We start from the raw sequence: 4,016 nt of genomic DNA, 5'->3' as shown, positions 1-4,016 counted from the left end.
AAATGCTGAAAAAGAGCTTACTATTAATATGGGTGTTGATTATCAAAAAGATAACAGTACTGTTTCTGTGAGCTATGAAAGAGTGCAATCTACTAACAACAAAGCTCATAGTGATGGTATTGAAGGTGCTATTAGATGGAAGTTTTGATGGGGTAGTTAAGTGCTGAGTAATAAGGGTGGTAAAGAAAGGAGTACTTGCTAGCATAAGTACTATCAGCTCTAGATAGATATTGATTTTTTCTAGCAGTGTTTCTAATAAGCCTTGTGTATTTAGCAGTTGTCTGAAACACCAAATACTTGAGTGATCAGGCGTATTCTCAGATAAGGATAAGTCAATAAAACGCCTAAACATTAAATCTCTAGCGATTTGTTTCTCCAATGCCTCGTTATTTAGGTTGTGCCAAGCTTGGAGAATGAGAATCTTAAACATTATCAATGGTGGGTAACTAGGCGCACTTCGCTTGGAGAAATAAAGATTTGATAGGGTTTTTTCTATTTCACTCCAATTGATAATGTTATGCATATCATTAAGCTCTGATAGAGGCTTATATTCAACAATGAGTGCATCTGAAAATGAGTTTTGTGTAGTGTTTTTCTAAGATATTTTAGATATTTTTAAAGTTGATTTATGGGTGCTATTTCATTAGATTAGTAGCTTGAGGGTGGCTTATGCAAAGGTCTCTAGTAATTAATTTCATAAAAAAGTAAAATAGTGCTTGACGCAAGATTTTTTTCTTGTATAATTATCATCTTTCACTGAGTTGAAACATTAATTTTTTTCAATTTAGTTGCTCTTTAAAAATCTATCAAACAACTTGTGTGGGCACTCGTGCATTAAATTGTGCAAGTGCACACGGAGCAAATATATTTTATTATATAGGCGCTCCTAAAAAACTAAAGCAAATAAGCTTTTAAAAAAATTGAACGCAAAGCGCACTTATTTATAAGTGTTGCCAATGTTCTAAATAGTTAGAATTAAACTGAAGAGTTTGATCCTGGCTCAGATTGAACGCTGGCGGTATGCTTAACACATGCAAGTCGAACGGAAACGATACTAGCTTGCTAGTAGGCGTCGAGTGGCGGACGGGTGAGTAACGCGTAGGAATCTACCTAGTAGTGGGGGATAGCCCAGAGAAATCTGGATTAATACCGCATAATATCTATGGATTAAAGTGGAGGATCTTCGGACTTCACGCTACTAGATGAGCCTGCGTAAGATTAGCTTGTTGGTGAGGTAAAAGCTCACCAAGGCGACGATCTTTAGCTGGTCTGAGAGGATGATCAGCCACACTGGGACTGAGACACGGCCCAGACTCCTACGGGAGGCAGCAGTGGGGAATATTGGACAATGGGCGCAAGCCTGATCCAGCAATACCGCGTGTGTGAAGAAGGCCTGAGGGTTGTAAAGCACTTTCAATTGTGAAGAAAAGTTAATGGTTAATACCCATTAGCCTTGACGTTAACTTTAGAAGAAGCACCGGCTAACTCCGTGCCAGCAGCCGCGGTAATACGGAGGGTGCAAGCGTTAATCGGAATTACTGGGCGTAAAGCGTGCGTAGGTGGTTTGTTAAGTCAGATGTGAAAGCCCTGGGCTCAACCTAGGAACTGCATTTGAAACTGGCAAACTAGAGTATAGGAGAGGAAAGTGGAATTTCAGGTGTAGCGGTGAAATGCGTAGATATCTGAAGGAACATCAATGGCGAAGGCAGCTTTCTGGACTAATACTGACACTGAGGTACGAAAGCGTGGGTAGCAAACAGGATTAGATACCCTGGTAGTCCACGCCGTAAACGATGACAACTAGCCGTTGGGAGGATTTACCTCTTAGTGGCGAAGCTAACGCGTTAAGTTGTCCGCCTGGGGAGTACGGCCGCAAGGTTAAAACTCAAAGGAATTGACGGGGACCCGCACAAGCGGTGGAGCATGTGGTTTAATTCGATGCAACGCGAAGAACCTTACCTGGTCTTGACATACACGGAACTTTCCAGAGATGGATTGGTGCCTTCGGGAACCGTGATACAGGTGCTGCATGGCTGTCGTCAGCTCGTGTCGTGAGATGTTGGGTTAAGTCCCGTAACGAGCGCAACCCTTATCTTTATTTGCCAGCACATCATGGTGGGAACTATAAAGAGACTGCCGGTGATAAACCGGAGGAAGGCGGGGACGACGTCAAGTCATCATGGCCCTTACGACCAGGGCTACACACGTGCTACAATGGGAAGGACAAAGGGTTGCTAAGCCGCGAGGTGGTGCTAATCTCATAAACCTTTTCGTAGTCCGGATCGGAGTCTGCAACTCGACTCCGTGAAGTCGGAATCGCTAGTAATCGTAGATCAGAACGCTACGGTGAATACGTTCCCGGGTCTTGTACACACCGCCCGTCATACCATGGGAGTGGGTTGCAAAAGAAGTGGGTAGCTTATTTGGGCGCTCACCACTTTGTGATTCATGACTGGGGTAAAGTCGTAACAAGGTAACCCTAGCGGAAGCTGGGGTTGGATCACCTCCTTAAGACAGTATGAGTGTCCACAACAAGTTGTTTGATAAAAAATAAAGAAGAATGAAATAACATCTTATCTTTTGATTGCAAGAGATTTATATTTAATAAAAAAATGCACCTAGGTTAGGGATAAAAGCCAAGGTTAGTATTTTTCTATATGTTTAATTTTCAATGCGTTTAACGCAAAGGAAGGCGGTAATGTAGATATAAATTTATTTTTGTAATATTTAAATAATTTATTGCTAACCTGAGCATACTCAGTGTTTTAATATATTTTTTCTCGAAAGATAACACCATTCGGGTCTGTAGCTCAGTTGGTTAGAGCGCACCCCTGATAAGGGTGAGGTCGGTGGTTCAAATCCACCCAGACCCACCAAATTTTCATTTTTGATTGCGTTGTTAGCTCAGTTATTTATTAAAACAAACTTTGTCGCCTTCGCCTTACAAAAATAAAAATTACAGTATTTGCACTGTTTTCAAGGGGCCATAGCTCAGCTGGGAGAGCGCTTGCCTTGCACGCAAGAGGTCGGGAGTTCGATCCTCCCTGGCTCCACCACATTGTTTTTGCTTTTGTAAAAAAACTAAGTTTTCATTTTTTTAAAAACTTAAATAAAGTCATATCGTGATTTTATTTAAGTTTTTATGTCACGCTTACGAGTGTGGAGCTCTTTAACAATTTAATACATGAAGTAAAGTTTGTAAATATACAATATAACAACGCGAAGACTGTTGTGATGACAGTTTTCATTGGTGTATTGCATTGACACAACAATTTCAAAAAATATGGATTCTCATCGGCGGTATAAAAACCGCCAATGAAATAAAAAAAAGAATTCACCGATTGTGATTTATCACAATTTGTGACTTCAAGGTGAAATACGAAATCATACAACACCAAGTTACAAGACTTTGGATTTTGTTTATTTGTAAAGAGTTTTTGAGTTCTTGAAGATATTTAGTTTTTCTAAATAACCAATTGAACAAAAAAACAACCTAACAAATAGATAAAAGTTAAAGTTATAACAGATACTTTGGGGTTATATGGTCAAGTGAATAAGTGCATACGACGGATGCCTTGGCATTAGAAGGCGATGAAGGACGTGATAATCTGCGATAAGCTTCGGTTAGCTGATAATAAGCATTATTAGCCGGAGATCTCCGAATGGGAAAACCCAGTGGTCATCAGACCATTATCCTTAACTGAATACATAGGTTAAGGAGGCAAACCTAGGGAACTGAAACATCTAAGTACCTAGAGGAAAAGAAATCAACCGAGATTCCCTTAGTAGCGGCGAGCGAACGGGGATCAGCCCTTAAGCATATTTTAAATTACTAGAATGTTCTGGAAAGTTCAACGATACAGGGTGATAGTCCCGTATAGGAAAATTTAATTTATGTGAAATCGAGTAAGGCGGCGCACGTGAAACGCTGTTTGAATATGGGGGGACCACCCTCCAAGGCTAAATACTCTCTAATGACCGATAGTGAACAAGTACCGTGAGGGAAAGGCGAAAAG

1 protein-coding gene, 2 tRNA genes and 2 rRNA genes are annotated in these 4,016 nt (G+C 40.6%); 4 read left to right on the top strand and 1 reads right to left on the bottom strand.

The window, feature by feature from the left end; genetic code table 11:
• Positions 1-523 (bottom strand): transposase (locus CRYPD_RS08520; protein ID WP_138146941.1); only part of this gene is annotated, 523 nt, incomplete at its 3' end.
• 454 nt (positions 524-977) lie between these two features.
• Here CRYPD_RS08520 and CRYPD_RS07395 point away from each other — a divergent pair.
• The 4 genes from CRYPD_RS07395 to CRYPD_RS07380 all read left to right on the top strand — a co-directional run.
• Positions 978-2,511, top strand: a 16S ribosomal RNA gene (locus CRYPD_RS07395).
• A gap of 288 nt (positions 2,512-2,799) precedes the next feature.
• Positions 2,800-2,876, top strand: a tRNA-Ile gene (locus CRYPD_RS07390).
• 104 nt (positions 2,877-2,980) lie between these two features.
• A tRNA-Ala gene (locus tag CRYPD_RS07385) sits at positions 2,981-3,056 on the top strand.
• Positions 3,057-3,543: 487 nt separating this feature from the next.
• Positions 3,544-4,016: ribosomal RNA gene (locus CRYPD_RS07380) — 23S ribosomal RNA — on the top strand; the annotation flags it as partial.

The sequence above is a fragment of the Bathymodiolus heckerae thiotrophic gill symbiont genome, assembly GCF_900180345.1.
Lineage (GTDB): Bacteria > Pseudomonadota > Gammaproteobacteria > PS1 > Pseudothioglobaceae > Thiodubiliella.
This window is presented reverse-complemented; position numbering and strand designations above follow the sequence as displayed.